The sequence below is a fragment of the Pseudoalteromonas sp. UBA6610 genome (assembly GCF_002433295.1).
In the GTDB taxonomy this organism is placed as follows: Bacteria; Pseudomonadota; Gammaproteobacteria; order Enterobacterales; family Alteromonadaceae; genus Pseudoalteromonas; species Pseudoalteromonas atlantica.
This window is the reverse complement of the sequence record NZ_DJHW01000060.1, coordinates 1-21,207: the sequence shown is the minus strand read 5'-3', so window position 1 is coordinate 21,207 and position 21,207 is coordinate 1. Positions and strand designations below refer to the sequence as shown.

Here is a 21,207-nt window from a genome sequence, read left to right as displayed (position 1 = left end):
TCACCGTCTTGCGTGTAAGCAATAATAGACGGGGTTGTGCGATCGCCTTCCGCATTTTCAATAACACGTGCTTTATCACCATCAAGTACTGCAACACAAGAGTTTGTAGTACCTAAATCGATTCCAATAATTTTACCCATGAATCTTCTCCAACTTCAAATTCGTTAATACGTTCGATGACTAGTAAATAGGGATGCCACAAAGTTAATTCAACTGTAAAAATGAAAAAAAATTCATTTTTTGTAATTTATTTAACAAAAAACCTTAATAAAAGTAGGGTTTGATGTTTTTTACGCCAAATACACCTATTTAACACAACTAGTCTGACCAGTTGTTATGTGCTATATATGTCTGATAATGATAATTTCAAGGATATTAACGATGCATTTTGATGACTTATTAAAACAAGCCTCTGCTATTTCAAGCTCTTCTTCGGCTTCGCTTGCCAATAACAGCAATACAATGGAGTTTCCTGCTAATTGGTGCCAAGGTAGAACCGCTTTTGGTGGCCTTTCTGCTGCACTACTTTATCAAGCAATCAGAAAACACATTGACCCAAGTAGACGATTACTGTCTTTAAGCACTAATTTTGTTGGGCCGCTGCTTGCCGACACGCCTTTTTCATTGTCAGTTGAAATTTTACGCCAAGGTAAAAGCAGTACTCAGGTATTAGCTAAAGTGATTCAGAGTGAACAAGTGTGCGTTATTGTCCAAGCGTGTTTTGCTATTGATAGGCAATCGGGTGTTAATGTACCGGTTAGTAAAGAAATGGGATTAAAGCCTGTGGATGCACGTCATACATTGCCGTTTATTGAAGGGCAGATGCCTGAGTTTTTTCAGCATGTTGATTTATGTCCGCAACAAGGCGCTATGCCTTTTAGCGCTGCACAGACCTCGCATTTAGGCGGCTGGATGCGCTTTAAACATACCCCAGAGGCAATTACCGAAGCACATATAATAGCCCTTACCGATGCATGGCCTCCTACATTATTACAAATGTTTAAACAGCCGGCTCCAGCAAGTAGCATGTCGTGGTATTTAGAATTTGTGCAAGAACCAACGCTTACACCCGGTGAATGGTTAGGCTTTGAAGCAATTACACATCATGCTAAAGGGGGTTATGGCTTAGAAGATGGCTGTATTTGGTCGCAATCGGGGGAGCTAATTGCTTTGACACGTCAAACCGTTGCTTTGTTTGATTAAGTACCGCTTAGCTTACTAATGAGCTTAGTGGTAACCACTCATTATTTGTTGATATTTTCCCTTTGCTTTTATAGTTAGCAGGCCTTTATCAAATGTTTTTTGCAGCACTGGGTTGTTAAAATAAGCAGGGCGTGGGGCTTTGGGAAAAATTGGGTGAATATTAACGGGTAATGAGTGCGCATAGTCATGGTTATAGTAATGAAATATGCGCTCATCGAGGATAATTACATCCACCCAGTCTTTCATTAGCCTATCGACTTGCGCACGCTGATTGACTACTTCTTCATAACTTGCAAACTGAGCAACCCCTTTTGCAAATGGGGGTGGTAAATAAGCTGTTGCATGTTGAAATCCTAAAACACTTTTATTGTTTAGCTCATTTATCGTCTCAATAGTAAAGTTGCGCTTTTTAAGTGATACCGCCACATTTTTATAACTCAATACTGGCTGACTAGGGTAAATACCTGCGCCGCGCTTTCCTGCGTAATTAAGCAGTATATCCACATTACCGCTATGCAGTTGCTGCTCGGCGCGCTTGTTAGACATGTAAATAACCACAATATTATCTAAGCCTTGGTCAATAAGTGCCGCTTTAATTATATTAAGTTGTATACCCGTATCTGTTTTTTCTATTACATAGGGAGGAATAGTCGCACTGGCAGCAATCACAATTGGCTGTTTTTGCCAAGCGGCAGACACTGGCGGGCTTATAAAAAAACAGCTAATAAAGCAAAGTAATAACAGCCTCACATCTATCCTTAACGTATTGTTATTGCGCTTAATGATGAATCGCGTTGTATTAATAACTTAAATATAGCAAAATTGCGTAAACATTCTTCTTTGATGGTTATAACTTGCAAACAATTTGCCCGTGCTGCGACCTAATAATTGATATACCCGCAATAGCCGATAAGCAAATGGCCGTGTGCCCGCATTGTCACCATAAGTTGTGCGAAGGCAATGTAAACAACGACAGTAAAGTGGTTGCGCTAAGTATTGGCTCATTACTAATGCTATTAAGCAGCATGTTTTACCCGTTTATTTCATTTAGTAGCAGCGGCATAACGCAAACCATCACCCTGCCTGATGCTGCCCGAATTTTATTTAATTACGACAGTGAGTTACTTGGCTTATTTATTGATTTAAGCATTATTGCGCTGCCAATGAGCTTACTGATCATCCTTATTCCTATGCATCTTGGGCTTTTGCAATCCTTGCCTGAGGCCATTGCTAGGCGATTGCTCAAGTTTACCTTGGCCCTTGAGCCGTGGATCATGTCTGAAATATTTTTAATTGGCGTGTTAGTAAGCATGGTTAAAATTATGTCGCTTGCCGACATTAGTTTTGGCACCAGCTTTTGGGCATATATTGGCTTTGTTATTATGTATATTGCGGCGCTTGCCCATTTAAATAAGCCGCGCTTATGGGCACATATTAAACCAGCAACAACACTTGAAGACGCAGCACATGCCAAGCGCGCTATTGATCAAAACATTAAAGCTTGCCACGTATGCCATCAACTATGTAAAAGTAGTATTTGCCCGCGTTGTCACACTAAAACCCATGTAAGAAACCCCAACAGTGTTCAAAAAGCAACGGCATGGTTGGTGACCTCTGTGCTGTGTTACATACCTGCAAACCTATTACCAATAATGCACACCACCAGCCTGGGTGATGTGTCACCGTCAACCTTAATTGGCGGCGTACTGACACTTTGGAAAAGTGGTTCCTACCCTATTGCTGCCATTATATTTTTGGCCAGCGTAGTGGTGCCACTGGCCAAAGCCTTTGTGCTTAGCTTTTTATGCATTATGGTGGCAAAACCTGCTAACAAGCACACTAAAGGCTATACTAAAATTTATCAACTTACTGAATTTATTGGCAAATGGTCAATGATCGATGTATTTGTTGTTGCTATACTCGTTGCCTTAGTGCAACTAGGCAACTTAATGTCAATTACCCCAGGGCTAGGCATTGTATTTTTTACTGTTATGGTAATATGCCAAATGATGGCTGCACATGCGTTTGATCCGCGCTTGTTGTGGGATACACCAAAAAACTAACATTCAGAGAATAAAGCATGACCGAAACGGCTAATGTAACAACAAAACCAAAAATTTCTGCTATTTGGATTATTCCACTGATAGCCTTATTAGTTGGTATATGGATGTTGTATCAATACCAAGCAAATGTAGGCCCTACTATTTATATAAAAATGCCCCACGCAGAAGGCATTATTGCAGGTAAAACAGAAATAAAAGTGCGCAGTGTTAAAATTGGTCAAATTGATGCTATACGCCTTTCTGACTCGCAAGATAGCGTTATTGCCCGCGCACAAATAGACAAAAACTATAATGAGCTCCTCACCGACGATGCTAAAATTTGGGTTGTGAAACCCCGTATAGACGAAACGGGCATTAGTGGTATGAGTACGCTTTTGTCGGGTGTTTATTTAGAGTTTTCACCGGGGGAGAGTAAAAAACTAAAAGAGCGTTTTGTATTACAAGACGAGCCAGCCCTTATTGGTAAAGATGTTAAAGGTGGGCGTTTTCAGTTACTCAGCTACAACGCTGAAGTGCTAGAGGTAAGCACTGGGATATTTTTTAAAAACTATAAAATAGGCCAAATAGAAACCGCTACTTTTGACTGGAAAAACCAAGCAATGAAGTACGGTATTTTTATTAACGAGCCGTATCAAAACCTCATAACATTAAACTCTATATTTTGGGTTAATGCCGGCATTGAAATAGATTTGTCGGCCGATGGTATTAATATAAGTACCGGCTCATTAAGTAAACTCCTCAAAGGCGGTATTTCGGTTGGCTTACCAGAGCAACAAGCCCCAGGCGACTTAGCCCAAGACGGCCACAACTTTTCGCTAAGCCAAAGCTACAAAGAAGCACTAGAAGAGCGCTTTTACGACTTTGATTACTACATTATTGATTTTGAACAATCTATACGTGGCCTAAGACCCGGCGCGCCTGTGGAATATCGCGGCACCCGAATTGGTACCGTGGTAGAAGCCCCCGCTAACGTTATTGTTAATGGTAAACCTGCACATTTTAAAAACCATAATACGGCGGTGCCGGTACTGATTAAAATAGAGTATGGTCGTTTATATCACGATAGCGCAGCGGCCAAAGAGTTTTGGCAAAGTAGCCTAACCGGCTGGATAAAAAATGGTATGCGCGCTTCTTTAAAACCTGGCAACCTTTTAACTGGTGCAGTGTATGTAGATTTTGATATATACCCCGACGCACCAAAAGCGCATTTAGCAAAGCTTGCCCAATATGATGTATTTCCGAGTATTTCTAGCGGCATTACGGTGCTTGCCGATCAGGTCTCGGATGTGCTTAACAAGGTAAACGATTTAAAAATTGAAGACAGCCTAGCACAAATGCAGGCTACATTTAGCGACTACCAAGCGCTTGCTAACGAAATGCGTGCGTTATTAAGCCAAAAAGATACCCAAAACTTACCCGGCGACTTTAACCGTAACTTTGATAAAATGACCAAAAGTATGGAGCAGTTTGAAGTGACCATGCGTCAATTTGATAAAACCATGGCAAGTTATCAGGCCGGCTCTGAGTTTCATCATCAATTACAGCAAACCTTGCTTGAATTTAAACGCTTAAGTGAAGAAATTCAGCCGCTTACACGGGGTTTAAACGAACAACCTAATATGTTTATTTTTGATAAAGCACTCCCTGCTGATCCACAACCAAGGAAGCAATAATGAAACACTTATTTTTAGCCATAACCGTGTTAGTTACCCTTGCAGGGTGCAGTGCGTCAATTCAAACCGCAACGCAGTATTATCAGTTTGAACAACCCATTGCTTCATCATCACGCCATGTAAAAGAAACTGATGCCCAATTAAGAGTGCAAACCGTGGCCCTTAGAGGCGCTTTAAATAATTTGGGTATAGCAATGAAAATTGATAGCAACCAAATCCATGCGGCAAATTACAACCTATGGGGTGAATCGCCCGATGTGATGCTCACAGCCACAGCGCAACAAACCCTTTTTAATGCAATGCCTAATTGGATGGTCATTAAGGGCTTACCGGTAATTACCGAGCTTGATCAGCAAACGTTTTACGAGCTTGAGTATGAAGTGCACCACTTTAATGGCGATATGCAAGGCAACGCTGATATTTCTGGTCTTTGGCGCTTATATTACACCCACCCAGAAACCGGCCGCCGCCTGATGAGTGTGCATAATTTTTCGCATGTAGTTCCAATAGAAGATGATGGTTACGATGGCTTAGTGGCTACCCTTGAGCAAACTTGGCAAAACATAAACCTAAGCGTAGCAAAAGCCATAGAGCAAGCGCGTCTTTAATAACCATATATAATTACGGCGGTTTTATCATTATTAATAACCGCCTTGCCTACCCTATTAAAACCTAACTTTAATAATACACACTGAGATGCGGTATTATTAGCTGCGCAGATAGCACTTACCTGCTTTATCCCAAGTGTGTGCCTATTTTGTAATAGCGCTTTGGCCGCTTCAAAAATATAACCGTTTTTCTCATAACGGGTTAACAAGGCAAAACCTAAATCTGGCAGTTGCAGTACGTCGCGTTTATAAAAACCCACAACTCCTACTACTTCACCATTGTGTAAAGTAATAATATAAGGGCCAAACCCTTGGTGTTTATAGGCTGCCCTAAACGATTGCTCAATGTAACGCTTGGCATCGCTGTGCGTATAAATGGCTTTATCGCCAATATATTTTATAAAATTTGGCTGATTCACCAAAGTAAGTAACATGGCTGCATCGTGCTCATTTGCATAGCGCAATAATAAACGTTGGGTTTTAAATACGACCTCCACGTTATCTCCTATAAAAAGTTATTTTGTACGTAAATTTTTATTGACTGAAATACAAAACCGGATTATTTTTGCGCCGATGTTTTTACAGGCACAACAATAGCGGCATGCTTCTCTTGCACCGTCTGGCGCCAAAGCCAACGCGTTTCCCTTTCGCTATTAATTTAACATAACAGCAAAGCACCCTACGCGGCAAAAGCAGTGACTTGGCACGTAATAACTATTACCTGCTTTGTTTTTGTTAAGCAATTTATTATTTAAATATGCTTTTAATTTTGTGAATCTTTAAATGCTTGAACCTTCTGCATTAAGTTTACTGCCACCAGCGGTGGTTGTGGTATTGGCTGTTGTTTTACGCCGCCCTATTTTATCTTTACTTATTGGCGCTTTAGTTGGCTTAGTAATAGCCGACCCAGCTCAGGTGCTTGCTAACTTTGCCAGCACATCACTTAAAGTAATGACCGACGAAACCATAGGTTGGTTAATACTCGTGTGCGGAGGCTTTGGCGCTTTAATCGCTTTATTAGTGCGCACTGGCGGTGCGTCGGCGTTTGGCAAATTAGCGCTAAAATACACTAAAGGTAAACGCTCTTCTTTATTTATGACCTTTTGTTTAGGTGTGGTTATTTTTATTGATGACTATTTAAATGCGCTTACCGTTGGTGAAACGATGAAACGCATTACCGATAAATTTAAAGTTAGCCGAGAAATGCTTGCCTACGTTGTAGATTCAACAGCGGCACCTATTTGCGTACTTGTCCCTTTATCGACTTGGGCTGTATTTTTTGGCGGCTTGTTAGTCGATAACGGCATTGCCGAGGAAGGCAAAGGCATTGCGGTATATATTCAAGCCATTCCTTATATGTTTTACGCCTGGTTTGCAGTATTGGTGGTTTTGTTAGTGGTACTGGGTGTAATACCTGCTATTGGGCCTATGAAAAAAGCCGAAAGGTTAGCACAAGTTGAGCAGGCCACTGTAGACCCTGCGCAATTTAGTGATATTCAAACAGCCGACGAATACGCTGTAAAAGCAGTAGAAGAAAGCTTTGAAGATGCCGACCCTAAAGGAAAATTGCACAGCTTTTTACTGCCTATAATTTTACTAGTAGCCTTTACAGTTTACTTTGAAATAGATGTATATAAAGGCTTATTGGCAACTATGGCGGTAACGCTTCCTTTTTATGCACTACAAAAATTAATGAGCTTTAGCGAAATGATAGAGCGCATGCTTGATGGCTTTAAAAGCATGATACCGGCTATTGGCACTGTAATAGCGGCATTTATATTTAAAGATGTGTGCGACTTAATTGGCTTAGCGCAGTTTGTGATCGGTAGTTTGAGCCCGTACATGACTGCCCAATACTTACCGGCGGTGGTATTTATTGCTATGGCAGTGTTAGCGTTTGCTACAGGCTCTAGTTGGGGTATTTTTGCTGTGTCGATCCCAATAGTTATGCCACTGGCAACTGCCGTTGATGCTAATATTCCGATGGTTATTGGCGCGTTGTTATCGGCCTCATCATTTGGTAGCCAAGCCTGTTTTTACTCAGACTCTACCGTACTTGCAGCACAAGGCTCTGGCTGTAATTTAATGAGCCATGCAGTAACACAACTGCCTTATACATTAATTGCCGCGGCACTTGCCGTTGTCGGCTTTATTGTTATGGCATAAATTAAGTTAATACAAATAAAACACCCCAATGTAGTACTACACTGGGGTGTTTTACCAATCCACAATAATACTTAATTAAGCGGATTGGTATTCGTTTAGCCGTATAAATATAGCTTATTTTTGTAGTTTAATACCATTGTAATAGGTTTCAAGCGATTGAATTTTGGTTTGATTTGGTAAATCAGCAAAGTCGCTTTCTACAAACTTAGTACCACGTAACTGCACATTTAAACGTGCGGCTTGTGGGTTTAACATAGTTTGTTTGTAGTACTGCTTAATATCTTCAAGCGTTACTTTTTCAACTTCATCAATTAGCTTTTGCTTAGAGTCAAAGTTAAAGTTTTCACGATACCAATCGGTAATAAGTGGCCCCATTTCATCGCTTAGGTTTTTAGGCTGCTCTTTTAGTGATACAAGCGTGGCATTTTTAAGTTGAGCAAAAGTATCTAAGCTCATATTATCAAGCTCTACCGCGTACTCTTTTTTGAATTGATCAAAACGTGCCTGTATTTCTTTTGGTCCTTTAACAGGTGTTTGAATAAACAAGCCAATTGCCGAGTAATCCTCTATTGGGCGAGCCAGCGCGCCTACGGCGTATGCAAGTTGCTCTTCGGTACGCATTTTATCAAATGCAATGGTTCTAAAGTGGCTTTGTAACACCGCAGCTTGCGCTTTTTGTTTATACCCTGGCACTGGGTGAACGGTCATATCAACTACTGCCACATCGGCAACATCAATATCTTTTTGCAATACTCGCGTTTCGCCTGGCTGTGGTAACCATGCTTTACTACGCGCAAACTCACTCGATGTATGATTGCTTGGTAAAGTGGCACTTAACTCAGTGGCTATCGATTCTATATCTTGTTGGTTGTAATTACCGTAGCTAAATACACGTAAATCGTTGGTGGCAAATGTGGCTGTTTTTAGCTTGTTTAAATCGGCAACGCTTAACGATTCTGCCGCTTTTATCAGTGCCTCTGTATCAAAGCTGCCTGTGCGGATAAGTTTTGAGTAGGCGCCAAATGCTTGTGCATACGGAAATTGCTTTTGCTGATTTAACAAGCCACGTTTGTAGCGATCAATTGCTTGGGTAAATGCTTGTGCCGTTACGTCGGCTTTTAACCCGCTTAGCGCTTGTTTTAAAAGTACATCTTGCTTATCGGTAAAGCCACTCATTGATAAAACTAAACCATTACTTGGCGCAAGGTTTACACTCATGCCGGCAATGGCGGCTTCGGTGCTTAGTTGGCTTTGTTGAATGTTATATAAGTCGGCCCATACTGAGTAAAGTACTTCAGCATTAATATCATTTAAGCCTGGTTGGGTATTAATATATACCTCAACCAACCCCTTTGGCTGGGCAGCAAATTTTTGGCTTGCTTGGCGCCATACTTTTACGCCGTTTTTATCGTAAGCCAGTTCAGGGTGTTTCTGCTCTTTAAACTCAGCTGTTTTAATAGCAAAGCTTTCAGGTAGTAAGTTATTTACACTTGGTAAAGCAAGCTTAAACTCGCTTGATGTTTTCCAACTGGCAATTTCGGCATCGCTAATATCTTCTATGCGGTATTTACCATCATAAAAATGCAGTTGCGAGTCGGTTTCTTCTTGTTGCGAAATATACCAAACGCGCAGCGTATCAGCATTTAATTGCTTAAGTACTTCGTTTATCGCCTCTGCGTCAAATTTGGCATAATAGTAAGGCGCATCAATGGCATGATTTAATGGGTAATCTTGCATGCTACCAGTAAGCGCGCTGACATAGCTAAACTCATCGCCTTTTTCTAAAAACTTAAATTGATTGCTAAGTGATGTACGAATTTCATTAAAGTACTTAGCATCTACACCTTCTTTTTTAATCAGTTCAATGTATTGCATAATAGTTGCGACAATTGTTTCGCGGTTTTTCATGCCTTCATCGGTTAATTCTAGCGAAATAGTAAGCGCGCCGTAATTGCCGTACTGGCTAGGAGAAGGAGATGCTGTTAATTGCGATACCCAGCCTTTGTCGCGTAGTAATTGTGCTGGGCTACCTGGCATTTCATTACTTAATAAATAACTGACATAACGGTTAGGTTTAACCGCAAAGTCGCTGCTGTTGTTATTAATAGTAAACTCAAGTTGCAGCTGTTTTACGTCTTCATTAGGTGAGTAATATACTTTTTTGCCACCGGCTTTATCAAAATCAAGCTCTGCGGTAACGGTTGGCTTTTCAATGTGTTTATTTTTGATATCGGCAAAATAAGTTTTTGCTTTTTGCTCCATTTGCTCAATTGGCAAGTTTGAAATAAGCGCCACTTTCATGATGTTAGATGAATAGTATTTATTGTAAAAGTCGACCGTTTCTTTGTGTAATTGGCTGCCTTCTTTGTCTCCTAGCGTTTCTAGGTTACCAATTAAAAAGCGATTTGCCGGGTGATCGCCCATCATTTTACGGGCAAGTTTAAACTGGCCAAAAAAGTCCATTTCGCGGCGCATTGACCACTCGGCATTTACAGCGTTTTTTTCTTTATCTGTATATTCAGGGTACAGCTTAGGGGCTTTAAAAAAATCAGCAAAACGGTCTAGCGCTTCATCAAAGGCATCGTTATTAATTTTAAACATGTAGTTTGTAATATCGAGCCAGGTATACGCATTATTTACCCCGCCATTTTTGGTCATAAAGTCAGAGTAGCCTTTTGTATCGGGGTAGCGCTCTGTGCCTAAAAAAAGCATATGCTCTAAGTAATGTGCCATACCCTGCTGCATCATAGGGTCGTGTAGTAAGCCTACGCCTACACTTAGCGAGGCTGCTGATTTTTCAGCGCTTGGATCAGAGACTAAAATTACTTCTATTTCGTTTTCGAGGGTAAGGGTTTTATATTCGCGCGTATCATTTGGGCTTACAACTAATGTGTCTGAGAGTAAGGAGCTTTGCGAAGAACTAGCAACCGATGGGGTAGATGATGTATTAGTACAGCCACTTAAAACTGCTAAAGCGATGACGCTAAAACCAAGAATTTTTTTCATTTTGTTTTTCCATTAAAATTGCGCTTAGGATGCGCTCAAAACAACGTAATAGAGCTAAATTAACACTAACAATTAAGGGTTTACCACAAAATAATACTAATTTATGTAACACATTGTGAAAAACACCTGCATACTTAAAGTCAGTAAAATAATAACGAAGGAAATAGGATGGAAAAAATAATAATACTCGCCATGTTTGCACAAGTAACGTTATCGCTCGTTGTAATGTTAATTATGGGCAAGCGACGCTTTGCTGCTGCAAAAAACAAACAATTACAGTTGAGCGATTTTAAAACCATGCGCCTTGATAACGCAGGCGATACCGTACGCGTAGCAGATAGAAACTTTACCAATCAGTTTGAAATACCAGTGCTTTTTTATATCGGTTGTATTGTTGCATTGCAACTTAACAGCGCTAGCTACTTAATTACTGCGCTTGCGTGCTTATTTGTTATTTCGCGTATTGTGCATACGGTTATTCATATTGGCAGTAATAATGTAAGAATGCGCTTTAATGTTTTTTTACTAGGCTGCGCCAGTGTGTTTGCTTTATGGCTCGCGATTGTTTGGCGAATTTTAGCATTTTAGTAAAAGCGGCTTAATTAGCCGCTTTTTTATTTACTGTTTAACACATAATTAGTATTTAGCGCGTTTTAAGCGTTTACCCACACCAAGCAGTGCAATTAAGCAAAAACCAACACCCATACTCCCACCCGAACTGCTTGATGAGCCAGCCTCTGCTGATGAATCGTCTTGGCTTATTAATGTATTGGCTGTTGGGTTTAAGTTGGCCGATGAAAGCGGGTCGTCATCTAATACCACCACACTGTTAATAGTTACAAAGTTAGCGCTGCTCAGAGCGACATCGCTACTTGAGCATTGTTCACTGGTTATATCAACCAACGGGATATCGCCGCAGTGTACCAATCCAGCAATATTATCGAGCGTAGCTTGGCTTTGCGCTGTAATTTGCCCAAATACGGTAAAACCGCCATTTTGGGTATCAAGCGCTTCGCTATTATCAACCATATTAAAAAACCACTGGCTCGTTGCGCTGTTTTCATCGTTGGCTAATTTAGCCATCGCGATTGTGCCCTTCACATTAGATAAAACAGGCTCATTAACAACAGCAGGCTTGGTGGTTATTGGCACTAATTCGTCGGTAAATGTAAAGCCACCGCCTTGTATTACAAAGTCGCTGACTGAGCGGTGTATTACGGTTTGGTTATACGCGTCATCTTCAATATAACTTAAAAAGTTAGCAACCGTATTGGGGGCTTGTTGATCAAACAAGTTAAGCTCTATCACCCCGTGCGAAGTTTGCATTTCAACAATAGTGGCTTGGCTAGTAAAGCACGAAAACGCAAGTAGTGAGCCAATCAGGCACTTTTTCATTATGAGTCCTTTTTGTTATTGTTATTTAAATTAAGTGTTAATCCACACTATACGCCAAGGAAAAGCATTTAGAAGGCACAACTACAATTAACACCCTTTTAGTTACACTTCATTACATATTCTTTTAAATAACACTCGCTGTATTCGCTTTGTGTAAAAGCATTTAATAATTTAATATTACTTTTAAAAATCGAATATAAAAAAGTATAAAATAAGTACGTTATTTATCGCTAAATTAGTTTAAACTAACCGCCTAATAAATTAAGCACACCATAATAAATGGGTATTTCATGCGTATAATTATTTTATTTTCAGTTATTTTATCTGTTATAGGTTGTACAAACTCACCTTTAAACACCTCCACTGCCCCACAGTATATTACTGTATTACATACTAACGATAATCACGGGCGCTTTTGGCATAACGAAAAAGGTGAATATGGTATGGCGGCGCGTAAAACGTTAATTGACGCTTTACGTAACAAAGCTCAACAGCAAGGCCATGCAGTATTGCTGCTTTCTGGCGGTGATATTAACACCGGTATACCTGAGTCAGACTTACAACACGCAGAGCCTGATTTTAAGGGAATGTCGTTACTCGGTTACGATGCTATGGCCATTGGTAACCATGAATTTGATAACCCACTGAGCGTTTTAACTAAGCAGCAACAATGGGCTACCTTTCCTTTACTGTCTGCAAATATTTTTGATAAAGCAACTGGGGAAAGCGCATTTCAAGGCTATAAAATTTTTGAAAAGGGGGGCTTAAAAATTGCGGTTATAGGACTTACCACTACAGACACCGCTAAAATAGCTAACCCACAATATATTGGCCATTTAGAATTTAAAGACCCCGTTGATGTGACGGCAGCTCTCGCTAAAAAAATTAATGAGCAATACAACCCCGATATCACTATTGCACTTACTCACATGGGCCATTATGTAGATGCAAACTTTGGGATTAATGCCCCGGGCGATGTCACACTTGCCCGCTCTTTACCCGCTAATACCTTAGATATGATTATTGGTGGTCACTCGCAAGAGCCGGTTTGTATGGCAGCTAAAAATAAAAATGACGATAACTTTAAACCCGGTCTTGCGTGTAAGCCCGATCAGCAAAACGGCACATGGATTATGCAAGCACATGAGTGGGGCAAGTATGTGGGTAAGGCAGAGTTTAAGCTAGAAAACGAAAAGCTCACCCTACTCGATTATAAATTGCTGCCAGTTAATTTATATGTTGATGAAATTCAAGCCGACGGGTCTAGTAAACAAGTATTAGCCAACGAATACATTAAACCCGATCCGACCCTAGAAGCTTTTTTAGCAAGTTACCAAGCAAAAGGCGCAAAACAAATTGCAGGTAAAATTGGCAGTGTTGATGCGCGTTTAGAGGGCGATAGAAACAAGGTGCGTTACCAACAAACTAATTTAGCGCGTGTGATTATACAGGCACAAATGAATGTTGTTGGCGCCGACTTTGGCCTGATTAGTGGTGGCGGAATAAGGAGCTCTATTGAAGCTGGCGATATTAGCTATAAAGATATTTTAAAAGTACACCCGTTTAAAAACCGCATTACTTACATGGACTGGCAAGGGCGTGATTTATGGAACTACTTAGAAACAGTGACCAGCTTCCCTGTTGATGCAGGTGCCTATTTGCAATATCACAAATTAGCGTTTACCCGTAAAAATGGCAAATTAGTCAGTGTACTCATTGATGGTAAGCCACTTGATGAAAATAAAACTTACCGTATGAGTTTAAATAGCTATAACGCATCAGGTGGTGACGGTTACCCTGCTATTAATAAACTCAAAGGGTTTGTGAGCACAGATGAAACCGATGCCCAGGCACTTAAAACCTTTGTATCGCAAAATAGTCCACTTAAAGCTGCGCAGTTTGCACCTAAATAACAAAACGTTATTAAAAGATAATGTTTAAGGAAAGTAGCTGACTACTTTCCTTTTATTTCTATGTTTCCCTTTGCAATATTTATTAAACCGTAACTGTGTAAACGTGAGCGAGAGCCCTCGCCATATGCTTTAGGCGGATAATAAATATCTTTCATATCAGGGTGTTCGTTTAAGACTTCGTCTAGGGCTGCACGAATTTCACTGAGGGTTTTTTCTAAGCTGCTATTAAAATTTGGCCGCTTGCGTATAGTATGCCCAAGCTCAATCAACCTATAAAAGTACTTATTAGCAAGCTCTATAAGCTCATCTGGCACGTATTTATTTTGATTTAGCACAACATCTTTATTATCACGACAAAACTCTATTAATGCTAAATAAAAGCATAACGGTTTGTTAGCTAAACACACTGTAGCCTCAGGCATATAACTATTACTGAGTGTTTTAGTGTTTAAATCAATGATCAATGCCAGCTCTTTTGGTTTCCCTAAGTCAGTATCAGCGTTTAATGATGGGCCTTTAGCATCTACAGGCATACCTATAATAGACTTCAGCCATTTGCTAAATAAAATACTCAAAACCAAAAATAACAAGCAAATCAAAAACCTGTTTTCTGACCAAAAATGTGCGTTTTTCTCAAACACTAAAGAGACATGGGTAGTGCTCGACTTGAGTGTTCTTATAAACTGGTTTGGCTTTAAAGTTAAAGGTTTAGCAGATTTTGGCACAATTTTAACTAAGCGAAGGTTATTGTCTAAATAGCCGTTGAGCTTTAATAAGTAGTCTTGCACTGCATGTTGGTTACCCGAGTGCTTTAAAAGCTCATTAGAGAGCGCAATTAACGGTAAATCCAGCGCAACTTGTTTTTCGGTTTCAATAACCTGGCGTTTAATAGCGTCACTCTGCTCATTTATTACAGACACATAAAACACTAAACAGTTAATAATAAAAACAGCGCAGCCAAAAAAAACATATTTATACTTATCCATTTTTAACGCTCTCATCTTTAGCTGTTACCTGCTCTGAACTGCAATCCCAGTACGATTGCGCCTCTTTGTAATAACTCAGTGTTTGCTCCTTTGACATATCAAGAATATGACGCTGTACAGCACATAAAAGGTCTGTATTGTTTTGCTGCATTTTTAGATACCAGCGCGAACCTGAAATTTTATTACTTAAAGGGGTTATATAATTTTTTGAAAAACGAGCAGCATCACTTTCTTTCCAAAAAGACGCAATAATATCGACCTGCCCATTAGCTAATAAGTCACGAAGCTCGCTGTGCGAACTGGCGTAAGTAATATCTAAATTGGCTAAGTTGATATTTAAATCTTTAAACATTTTCTTTGGAAGTATATGGCCAGAGCGGCTTGTAGGGTAATCTAATAAGCCTATACGCTTATCTAAAAAGTATTGTTTTGTTAAGCGTGGTTTTTCTTTTGAGGAGATAAAAAATGCGGTGTAATCAGAAAAGCCCACCACAGATTGATAGTTATAAGTTAGCTCTGCATTAAAGGCGTCCATTATATTATTTTTTGCAAGTACGAGGTCTGCAATCCCTTTGCCGACAAAATCGAAGCTTTCCGTTGTACTGTCACCCCAGTAACCTTTAACTGAACCGTATTGTTTCGTTACCACGGTATCAAGGCATAGAGACTCTGTAAGCTTCTCTGCCACGCTTTGCGATGGCGTAAATACAATAAGCTGATTTTTGTTTTCACTGGCTGTTGTATAACATTGTGTTGACGTTTTTATTAGTTCCGGGAAATTTATTTCATCACTTTTAACGCTCACCTTTCCAACAGACCATGCAGCAACCATAACCAGAAACAAAAGTGTAACAAACGACAGTTTATGTAACATGACCTTTCCAAACCCCATCAATAAGATGTACCTAACAACGCTAAGGCTTTATTTGAACAATATTATTTACTTATTACAACAAGTAATTTTACCTATCAAAGGTAAGTTATTGATTTAATGTGATTATGAATAAGAAATAATGAATACTCTTGACTCCTTTCTATATTTAGCAAAAACAATCACAATGTTTACACCAGCTAATAGGTGAATAAAAATAAATGCAGGAAACATTGATGCGCATTAAAATTGCTACTCTCGTAGCAACAACGTTAATAATTGGTGCTGTTTTTACAACTTCTAAAGCGTATGCGTGGGGTCAAAATGGTCATCGAATTGTTGGGCATATTGCTGAGCAACATTTGAGTGACGAAGCAGTGCATAACCTGTTGCCACTATTAGAAGGACAATCCCTATCTCAAATTTCTACTTGGGCAGATGAAATGCGATCTAGTCCTGAACTATTTTGGCGTAAAAAATCTTCACGCTGGCACTACATAAATCTTCCTAAAAATAAAACACTTTCTCTAAATCACGCACATACACACAGCAAAAACGATGTTACAAATATTCTAGAAGGTATTTACTTCTCTATTAATACACTTCAGTCATCTACCTCTTCCCTTAATGAAAAACAGTTTGCTTTAAAGTTTTTAGTTCACTTGGTTGGCGACAGCCATCAACCATTTCATGCTGGGCGAAGTGAAGATAGAGGCGGCAATTTAATTAAAGTTGATTTTTTTGACAACGAAACCAATTTGCACAGCCTTTGGGACACTGGATTAATAGAAAATGAAAACTTAGCTTACACTGAATACGCTAAGTTTATAGATACCGACGATGCAGCATTAATTAAAACATACTTAAACAGCAGCCCTACTACTTGGCTGATGGAATCTCACAAACTGGCCGAAGATATTTATACCTCAACCAGTGATGAAGTGAGCTATAGTTATGTTTTCAAATACAATCCGCTTGTTAAGCAGCGTTTGCAAAAAGCAGGCGTTAGGCTTGCGGGTGTATTGAACTATTTATTTGATTCGTCAGATGACAATAAAAAATTAAAAATAACGACAAAATAACAATCAACCTATAAATAAAAAACCTACACACGGGAATTAATTTATGTTTATACACGGTTTGGAGTATAGCTAAAATAATACAGCTAAAAATGTATTAATTACAAAATGTAAATAATTAATTGTAAAAGGAATTATAAAGTTTGCATTTCATAATACTGTCACATAACGGCGGTAACATAACAATAAGTAATTAATCCAAATTTAGTTAAGTATACAAGTATAAATTGTGCAAATTAATTTTGCATATTACAAGAGTATAAATTCAACAACGCTGCTGACTTTATACTACTTAAAATAACAATTTAATTATAACTTTCACGGGAAATGAAAATGAAGACTAAACTTCAAAAAACAGCACTCTCACTTGCTATCGCTGCGTGTGTAAGTGTAAGTGGCGCTGCATTCGCCAACGAAACAACCTCTGCGATTAAGGGTCAAATTACCGGTCCAAACGGTAACCCAGCTCCAGGTACCAAAATAACAATTTTACACGTACCGTCTGGCTCAGTTAAAACAACAGAAGCAAACGATGCAGGTTACTTTACTGCTAAAGGCCTTCGTGTTGGTGGTCCTTACAAGGTAATCGTTGATTCTGATGTTTATGCTGATCAAGAATTTAATAACATTATCCTAAACATTGGTAACGATTACCCAGTAAATGCTGCACTTGAGCCACAATCAAGCATGGAGCAAATTGTAGTAACAGGTGCACCTATCAGCTCTATGTCTGGTGGTACTGGCCCAGCGTCTACATTTACTTTAACTGATCTTGAAAACACGCCTGCTATTAACCGTGATTTAAAAGATATCATTCGTATTGACCCGCGTATCACAATTGATGATAGCCGCGGTTCAATCAACTGTGGTGGTGGTAACCCTCGTTACAACAGCTTAACGCTAGATGGCGTTCGTATGAACGATAACTTTGGTTTAAGCTCTAACGGTTACCCTACTATTCGTGCCCCTTTCTCGTTTGATTCAATTGAGCAAGTTTCAGCTGAGCTAGCACCATTTGACGTACAGTACGGTGGTTTTACCTCATGTAACATTAATGCGGTAACAAAATCTGGTGGTAATGAAGTTCACGGTGGCATCTTCTACGATTTCACAAGTGATTCATTCAAAGGCGACGAAATTGAAGGCGAAGACGTTGATAACGGTAACTACACCGAAAAACGTTACGGCTTTAACGTTGGCTTACCGTTAATCGAAGATAAACTATTTTTATTCACTTCATACGAAAAGCTTGAAGGTGTGCAACAGTTTAACTACGACGGTTTAAGCAGCGGCAGTGTAACTGCAGATGATATTGCTCGTATTACAAGTGTAGCTCAATCTGTATATGGCTATGACGTAGGCGGTACTCCTTCAAGTATGCCTGTTGAAGATGAAAAAATCTTAGTTAAATTAGATTGGAACATCAACGAAGATCACCGTGCAAACTTAATCTATAACTACAACGATGGTAATACGGTTTCACAGTCTGATACTGGTTCTAGCCGTGTTTCATTATCTAACCACTTTTACGACCAAAGTGCAGAATTCACATCAATTATTGGTTCTGTTTACTCAGATTGGTCAGATGACTTTTCAACTGAAGTTCGTATTGGTAAATCAGAATTAGACGCAACGGTACAGTCACTTGATGCTGCTAGCAGCTTTGGCGAAATGCAAATTCGTACAGAAGATGGTGGTACGGTTTACATTGGTCCAGATGACTCTCGTCAATCAAATGATTTAGATTACGATACCACTACATTTAAAGTAGCGGGTACTTACTACCTTGACCAACACACAATTACTGCTGGTTATGAGTTTGAAGAGTTAGACGTATTTAACTTATTCGTACAGCATACTGAAGGTGAATATCGTTTTGATTCAATCGATGATTTTGAAGATGGCTTAGCTGACCGTGTTTACTACAATAATGCTGCAGCGACTAACGATCCAAACGATGCAGCTGCAAGCTTTTCATACGCTCAGCATACGTTTTATGTACAAGATGAATACGCATTTACAGACTTAGATGCAAACATCACGTTTGGTTTACGTTACGATAAATACACAAGTGATGACGTACCTAACTTCAACCAAAACTTTACTGACCGCTACGGCTTTAGTAACCAAAGCACGTTCGATGGTATTGATTTACTTCAACCACGTGTTGGCTTCCAGTGGTATGCAACAGACGAGTTAGAAGTTCGTGCTGGTGTTGGCTTATTCTCTGGTGGTAACCCAAATGTTTGGTTATCTAACTCTTACTCTAACGATGGTATTACAAACATCGGTACATTCCGCAGCCCAGTTGATTTATTCAACACGCCAAACGTAAATGGCGGCGCGCCTGGTTTTGAAGTACCGCAAGAGATGTTTGATGAAGTTGCTAACACTGTTATCGGCTCAGGTGATTCAGCAACAAACGCTGTTGACCCAGATTTTGAAATTCCTTCAGAGTGGAAATACTCAATTGGTGCAACATACACAACTGAAAACGAGTATGTAATTTCACTTGATTACTTATACTCTAAGAAGAAAGATGCTGCCTTAATGCGTGACATCGCACTTCAGGATTCGGGCGAAACTACATTTGATGGTCGCCCTCTTTACCAGTCTATTGAAGGCCGCTCTGGTGAGTACCTTCTTACAAATGTAAGTGGTGATAGCGGTGATTCATCTGTTATTTCATTAGCAGTAAGCAAAATGTTTGATAATGGCGTAAGCGTTAACTTTGGTTACGCATACACAGATTCAGACGATGTTAACCCAATGACAAGCTCTGTTGCTGGCTCAAACTACGGTAACATTGCGCTAACTGATCCTGGTAACCCTGGTGTTGCATCATCTGATTACGAAATTCCACATCGTTTTACTATGACGCTTGGCTACTCTCATGAATTTGTAGATGGTTTTGCTACTCGCTTTAACCTATACGGTGAAGCATACAAAGGCTTACCATACAGCTACACGTTTGATGGTAGCGATCGTAACTTCGGGGATAGCAACTGGAACGGTAGCCGTCAGTTACTTTACGTACCACTTGAAAACGATCCTAACGTTGTTTACGACATGAGCGCTGATGAAATTAACGCGTTTAACGACTTTATCGCGTCTAACGGTTTAGAGCGTGGTGAAATCACTGGCCGTAATGCTGAAAACTCAGATTGGTTTGTTAAATTTAACTTTAAAGTTACTCAAGAATTACCAGGCTTTATGGATGGCCATAAAGGTGAAGCGTTCTTCGTAATTGATAACTTAACTAACCTATTAAACGATGATTGGGGCGTACTTAAAAAAGGTCCTTTCGTTGGCGCTAGCATGATTTCTACAACGATTGATGAGCAAGGCCGTTACGTTTACTCAGGCTTTAATGAAAACAACGCAAATACATCAGTACAATCTGATGCGTCATTATGGCAAATGCGTGTAGGTGTTCGTTACACTTTCTAATCGCATTAGCGTAAAAAACGACTAATTAAAGCCCATCTTTTGATGGGCTTTTTTTTACCAACCAGCTTAATTAAATGATCTATTTATCCCCTCAAAATGATTAAGTATTATTGCGGATTGATTTTATAAGGCACCTTTAAGCTCTTTTAGTAAATTTAGCAATTGGACTTGTTGCTGCTTACTAAATTTTTCAGCTAATTGCCCTTCCCAATTTTGTGAATCACGTGCTATGAGCTTGTAAATTGCATTGCCCTGCTCATTTAACATAACCTGCGTCACTCGCTTATCTTGCTGATTTAGTTGTGCTTCAACATACCCTCTTTGCAGCAATGATTTTATAACTCGCGAAACCGTTGACTTGTCCATATTGGCCTGAGTACATAAATCTTTTGCATTGCTTTTGCCATATTGTGCTAAGTTTGCCAACACCCGCCATTGAGGGATGGTTAAGTTGTATTTTTGCTGATAAACACGCGCAAAATCATCGCTTATGAGATTTGCCATTTGGTTCAACTGATAGGGCAAAAACTGCTCTAGATCTATTTCCATTATTACTTTCTCATCGCATTTACACACTGTGAAAACTGTGCATTTTTATTTACAGGCTAAAACATGCGCCCATTTGAAATTACTCTCACTTGAGAGTACTTTAAACTAATTAGGGCCTGTTGACCTTTCAGGATTGAAATTTGTTCAATCTAGGGGCCATTTAATCGCGGCGCGAGGTTTGTAACCTAGTGGCCTCGATAACTGCTCCTGCGTTATTCTAATGACTTACATCCATGTAAGAATAA

General features: G+C 39.6%; 17 protein-coding genes. 9 read left to right on the top strand and 8 right to left on the bottom strand.

What is annotated here, in order from left to right; translation table 11 throughout:
* On the bottom strand, positions 1–140 hold a 140-nt coding region (locus B4F91_RS07790; protein WP_288635532.1), incomplete at its 3' end, for an Hsp70 family protein.
* Positions 141–381: 241 nt separating this feature from the next.
* Here B4F91_RS07790 and B4F91_RS07785 point away from each other — a divergent pair.
* Entirely contained in the window at positions 382–1,203 is an 822-nt protein-coding gene (locus tag B4F91_RS07785; protein WP_138579089.1) for a thioesterase family protein, read from the top strand.
* A 24-nt stretch (positions 1,204–1,227) separates the two neighbouring features.
* Here B4F91_RS07785 and B4F91_RS07780 read toward each other — a convergent pair whose 3' ends face one another.
* On the bottom strand, positions 1,228–1,953 hold the full coding sequence (locus B4F91_RS07780) for a substrate-binding periplasmic protein (RefSeq protein WP_286937321.1): 726 nt from the start codon (positions 1,951–1,953) through the stop codon (positions 1,228–1,230).
* A 167-nt stretch (positions 1,954–2,120) separates the two neighbouring features.
* Between B4F91_RS07780 and B4F91_RS07775 the strand changes: the two genes are divergently transcribed.
* The 3 genes from B4F91_RS07775 to B4F91_RS07765 are packed head-to-tail and all read left to right on the top strand — an operon-like array spanning position 2,121 to position 5,547.
* Positions 2,121–3,266, top strand: coding sequence for a paraquat-inducible protein A (locus B4F91_RS07775; protein ID WP_286937341.1), 1,146 nt, complete (start codon positions 2,121–2,123; stop codon positions 3,264–3,266).
* A gap of 17 nt (positions 3,267–3,283) precedes the next feature.
* The gene (pqiB, locus tag B4F91_RS07770) at positions 3,284–4,939 is read left to right on the top strand and encodes an intermembrane transport protein PqiB (RefSeq protein ID WP_029771939.1); all 1,656 of its coding nucleotides are present in this window, start codon (positions 3,284–3,286) and stop codon (positions 4,937–4,939) included.
* On the top strand, positions 4,939–5,547 hold the full coding sequence (locus B4F91_RS07765; RefSeq protein WP_286937319.1) for a PqiC family protein: 609 nt from the start codon (positions 4,939–4,941) through the stop codon (positions 5,545–5,547). The genes pqiB and B4F91_RS07765 overlap by 1 nt, the downstream gene beginning before the upstream one ends.
* Here B4F91_RS07765 and B4F91_RS07760 read toward each other — a convergent pair.
* Entirely contained in the window at positions 5,544–6,044 is a 501-nt protein-coding gene (locus B4F91_RS07760; RefSeq protein ID WP_286937318.1) for a GNAT family N-acetyltransferase, read from the bottom strand. The genes B4F91_RS07765 and B4F91_RS07760 overlap by 4 nt on opposite strands.
* A 286-nt stretch (positions 6,045–6,330) precedes the next feature.
* Here B4F91_RS07760 and B4F91_RS07755 point away from each other — a divergent pair, with 286 nt between their 5' ends.
* On the top strand, positions 6,331–7,713 hold the full coding sequence (locus B4F91_RS07755; protein ID WP_286937316.1) for a Na+/H+ antiporter NhaC family protein: 1,383 nt from the start codon (positions 6,331–6,333) through the stop codon (positions 7,711–7,713).
* Positions 7,714–7,827: 114 nt separating this feature from the next.
* Here B4F91_RS07755 and B4F91_RS07750 read toward each other — a convergent pair whose 3' ends face one another.
* Positions 7,828–10,719, bottom strand: coding sequence for an insulinase family protein (locus B4F91_RS07750; RefSeq protein WP_286937315.1), 2,892 nt, complete (start codon positions 10,717–10,719; stop codon positions 7,828–7,830).
* A gap of 168 nt (positions 10,720–10,887) precedes the next feature.
* Here B4F91_RS07750 and B4F91_RS07745 point away from each other — a divergent pair, with 168 nt between their 5' ends.
* Complete coding sequence (locus tag B4F91_RS07745; RefSeq protein ID WP_286937314.1) at positions 10,888–11,307, top strand: MAPEG family protein; 420 nt, start codon at positions 10,888–10,890, stop codon at positions 11,305–11,307.
* A 48-nt stretch (positions 11,308–11,355) separates the two neighbouring features.
* Here B4F91_RS07745 and B4F91_RS07740 read toward each other — a convergent pair whose 3' ends face one another.
* Positions 11,356–12,114, bottom strand: a complete 759-nt coding sequence (locus B4F91_RS07740) for a peptidylprolyl isomerase (protein WP_248443895.1) — start codon at positions 12,112–12,114, stop codon at positions 11,356–11,358.
* Positions 12,115–12,404: 290 nt separating this feature from the next.
* Here B4F91_RS07740 and ushA point away from each other — a divergent pair, with 290 nt between their 5' ends.
* A complete protein-coding gene (ushA, locus tag B4F91_RS07735; RefSeq protein WP_138579101.1) occupies positions 12,405–14,027 on the top strand; it encodes a bifunctional UDP-sugar hydrolase/5'-nucleotidase UshA in 1,623 nt (540 codons plus the stop codon).
* A 41-nt stretch (positions 14,028–14,068) separates the two neighbouring features.
* On the opposite strand, the gene B4F91_RS07730 is transcribed toward ushA, so the two are convergent.
* Positions 14,069–15,013 (bottom strand): hypothetical protein, encoded by a 945-nt coding sequence (locus B4F91_RS07730; protein WP_167381774.1) that lies wholly within the window; start codon positions 15,011–15,013, stop codon positions 14,069–14,071.
* Positions 15,006–15,887, bottom strand: coding sequence for a hypothetical protein (locus B4F91_RS07725; protein WP_004588735.1), 882 nt, complete (start codon positions 15,885–15,887; stop codon positions 15,006–15,008). Before B4F91_RS07725 ends, B4F91_RS07730 begins: the two co-directional genes overlap by 8 nt.
* Positions 15,888–16,120: 233 nt before the next feature.
* Here B4F91_RS07725 and B4F91_RS07720 point away from each other — a divergent pair, with 233 nt between their 5' ends.
* Both B4F91_RS07720 and B4F91_RS07715 read left to right on the top strand, forming a co-directional pair.
* Positions 16,121–16,966, top strand: a complete 846-nt coding sequence (locus tag B4F91_RS07720) for a S1/P1 nuclease (protein WP_286936345.1) — start codon at positions 16,121–16,123, stop codon at positions 16,964–16,966.
* A 330-nt stretch (positions 16,967–17,296) separates the two neighbouring features.
* The gene (locus tag B4F91_RS07715; RefSeq protein ID WP_288635528.1) at positions 17,297–20,413 is read left to right on the top strand and encodes a TonB-dependent receptor; all 3,117 of its coding nucleotides are present in this window, start codon (positions 17,297–17,299) and stop codon (positions 20,411–20,413) included.
* A gap of 123 nt (positions 20,414–20,536) precedes the next feature.
* Here B4F91_RS07715 and B4F91_RS07710 read toward each other — a convergent pair whose 3' ends face one another.
* Positions 20,537–20,962: a MarR family winged helix-turn-helix transcriptional regulator gene (locus tag B4F91_RS07710; RefSeq protein WP_273588423.1), complete on the bottom strand. Its 426-nt coding sequence runs from the start codon at positions 20,960–20,962 to the stop codon at positions 20,537–20,539.
* Positions 20,963–21,207 lie beyond the last annotated feature (245 nt).

Bases quoted from the DNA above. Each gene is read 5' to 3' on its own strand.
- B4F91_RS07775 (WP_286937341.1), top strand. From the start codon at position 2,121: ATGGCCGTGTGCCCGCATTGTCACCATAAGTTGTGCGAAGGCAATGTA.
- B4F91_RS07745 (WP_286937314.1), top strand. From the start codon at position 10,888: ATGGAAAAAATAATAATACTCGCCATGTTTGCACAAGTAACGTTATCG.
- B4F91_RS07740 (WP_248443895.1), bottom strand. From the start codon at position 12,114: ATGAAAAAGTGCCTGATTGGCTCACTACTTGCGTTTTCGTGCTTTACT.
- B4F91_RS07710 (WP_273588423.1), bottom strand. From the start codon at position 20,962: ATGGAAATAGATCTAGAGCAGTTTTTGCCCTATCAGTTGAACCAAATG.
- B4F91_RS07765 (WP_286937319.1), top strand. From the start codon at position 4,939: ATGAAACACTTATTTTTAGCCATAACCGTGTTAGTTACCCTTGCAGGG.
- B4F91_RS07720 (WP_286936345.1), top strand. From the start codon at position 16,121: ATGCGCATTAAAATTGCTACTCTCGTAGCAACAACGTTAATAATTGGT.
- B4F91_RS07730 (WP_167381774.1), bottom strand. From the start codon at position 15,013: ATGGATAAGTATAAATATGTTTTTTTTGGCTGCGCTGTTTTTATTATT.
- ushA (WP_138579101.1), top strand. From the start codon at position 12,405: ATGCGTATAATTATTTTATTTTCAGTTATTTTATCTGTTATAGGTTGT.
- pqiB (WP_029771939.1), top strand. From the start codon at position 3,284: ATGACCGAAACGGCTAATGTAACAACAAAACCAAAAATTTCTGCTATT.
- B4F91_RS07715 (WP_288635528.1), top strand. From the start codon at position 17,297: ATGAAGACTAAACTTCAAAAAACAGCACTCTCACTTGCTATCGCTGCG.
- B4F91_RS07755 (WP_286937316.1), top strand. From the start codon at position 6,331: ATGCTTGAACCTTCTGCATTAAGTTTACTGCCACCAGCGGTGGTTGTG.
- B4F91_RS07725 (WP_004588735.1), bottom strand. From the start codon at position 15,887: ATGTTACATAAACTGTCGTTTGTTACACTTTTGTTTCTGGTTATGGTT.
- B4F91_RS07785 (WP_138579089.1), top strand. From the start codon at position 382: ATGCATTTTGATGACTTATTAAAACAAGCCTCTGCTATTTCAAGCTCT.
- B4F91_RS07750 (WP_286937315.1), bottom strand. From the start codon at position 10,719: ATGAAAAAAATTCTTGGTTTTAGCGTCATCGCTTTAGCAGTTTTAAGT.